Genomic DNA, 2143 nt, shown 5'->3' on the forward strand with positions numbered 1-2143 from the left:
TCAAGGACAAGCAGCTACCGCTGTGGCTCTGTGTTTCACCTAAAATAGAAGTTTTACCAAGTAAAATAAGCAGGGCTAACCTATCTACTAGAAACAGGGGTATTTACACAAAATTATTGACACACCCATGATGAATATTTTCAAAAAGAAATATTGACTAAATATTCACGAAAGTTATAATAAGTATATTACCTGTCGACAGACGACAGGTCAAGAAATAAAGAAAGGAACATCGCACAAACGTGTAAGCGCTTAAAATCTTAATTTATAGAGGGAGGATGAGGTTTAAAATCATGAAAGCAAATATCTTAACACTTTGGAATCATTTATGGACTTCTCATCATCAAGCGAAGAATTTACTTTTGTTTGCATTACCTGTAAACACAAAGAAAAAACTCGAAAACACAATCTCAAAAGAAGCAAATCAAAAAGACAATGAAAAACCACCTAGTTACACAGGACCTCAAAAAGTGGGGTTAATGCTTGGACCACTTCTTTTTCTTTCGGTATTATTTTTCTTTTTCCCAGAAGGGTTATCGTATGAAGGACGAATGGTTCTTGCTGTTACGTTATGGGTAGCTACATGGTGGATTACCGAGGCAATTCCGATTCCAGCAGCATCACTCTTACCAATTATTTTATTGCCAATTACAGGTGCTCTCGATGGGGGAACCGTAACGGCTTCTTACGGTAATCCAATTATCTTTTTATTTTTAGGTGGGTTCCTTATTGCCCTTGCCATGGAAAAATGGGATTTACACAAACGGATTGCATTAAATATTCTTTCCGTAATTGGTACAAGCACATCAAGTATTGTTCTTGGTTTTATGGCAGCAACAGGTTTTTTATCAATGTGGGTCTCAAATACAGCTGCTGTTATGATGATGCTTCCTATCGGTACAGCAATTACGTATCAAGTTTCTCAAGCCTTAAAGTCAAATAAAGAAGATCTTTCAACTGAAGAAGATAAGTTTTCGAAATCGCTTATTTTTGGAATAGGATATGCTGGAACAATTGGTGGACTAGGAACATTGATTGGGACACCTCCAAATATTATTCTAGCTGCAATTGTTCAAGAAATGTACGGTGTTCAAATTTCTTTTGCTAGTTGGTTATTTTTTGCTTTTCCTGTTGTTGTTATTTTATTAATTGTATCATGGTTATATATGACAAAAGTCGTTTATCCTATGAAGCTTAAAAAACTACCTGGTGGTAAAGAACTAATTAATAATGAGAAGAAAGCATTAGGGTCGATGAGTTTTGAAGAAAAAATGGTTTTGACCGTGTTTTCATTCGCTGCTTTTATGTGGATTACAAGATCATTCCTATGGGAAGGGCAGCTGTTAACGATCCCTGGAATCGATGACACGATGATTGCAATCTTTGCAGGTGTGTTATTATTCTTAATTCCATCGAAAAATAAAGGTGGTCGTCTATTAGATTGGAATGTAGCAAAAGATGTTCCATGGGGCATTTTACTATTATTTGGTGGTGGACTAGCGATTGCATCTGGATTTCGTGAAACAGGCCTTGCTGATTGGATCGGTGGACAGTTAACCGTTTTAGATGGAGTTAACTTCCTACTAGTTGTAGTGTTTACTGCTGGACTAGTATTGTTCTTAACTGAAATCACATCAAATACAGCAACAGCAACGATGATTTTACCAGTATTAGCAGCATTAGCACTTGCGCTAAATGTGCATCCATTTGCTTTGATGGTGCCTGCGGCGATGGCAGCAAACTGTGCGTTCATGCTTCCTGTTGGTACACCTCCAAATGCGATTATCTTTGCTACTGGCAAGTTAAAAATTATCGAAATGGTTAAAAATGGTTTCTGGATTAATATTCTGGCACTCATTTTGATTGTAGGTGCTGTTCTCATACTCTTACCACTTATTTGGGGCGTTGACTTAACTGTTTTCCCAGATTCATTTAGAAATTAACTTAGACAAATGTATATGATCGTAAACCTTTTAGAAAACTATTAAATTAGACTTCTAAAAGGTTTTCTTTTTTCGTCTCTTCACCACTTTCTGTGGTACACGCACAATTCCAGAAATAAAGTTAGCGAGATTAGATACTAATCTAGTCGAACTCCTTCATCTGCTTAGGCACCATTCAGTTGGTAGGTTGAAAGCGGTCA

1 protein-coding gene is annotated in these 2143 nt (G+C 36.7%); it reads left to right on the forward strand.

Features of this window, described 5'->3' with window-relative positions; all coding sequences use genetic code 11:
- The first annotated feature begins 293 nt into the window (after nucleotides 1-293).
- Nucleotides 294-1943, forward strand: coding sequence for an SLC13 family permease (locus E2L07_RS20395; RefSeq protein WP_134230523.1), 1650 nt, complete (start codon nucleotides 294-296; stop codon nucleotides 1941-1943).
- The last annotated feature ends 200 nt before the right edge of the window (nucleotides 1944-2143 follow it).

Source organism: Halalkalibacterium halodurans (assembly GCF_004376175.1).
Classification (GTDB): Bacteria; Bacillota; Bacilli; order Bacillales; family Bacillaceae_D; genus Halalkalibacterium; species Halalkalibacterium halodurans.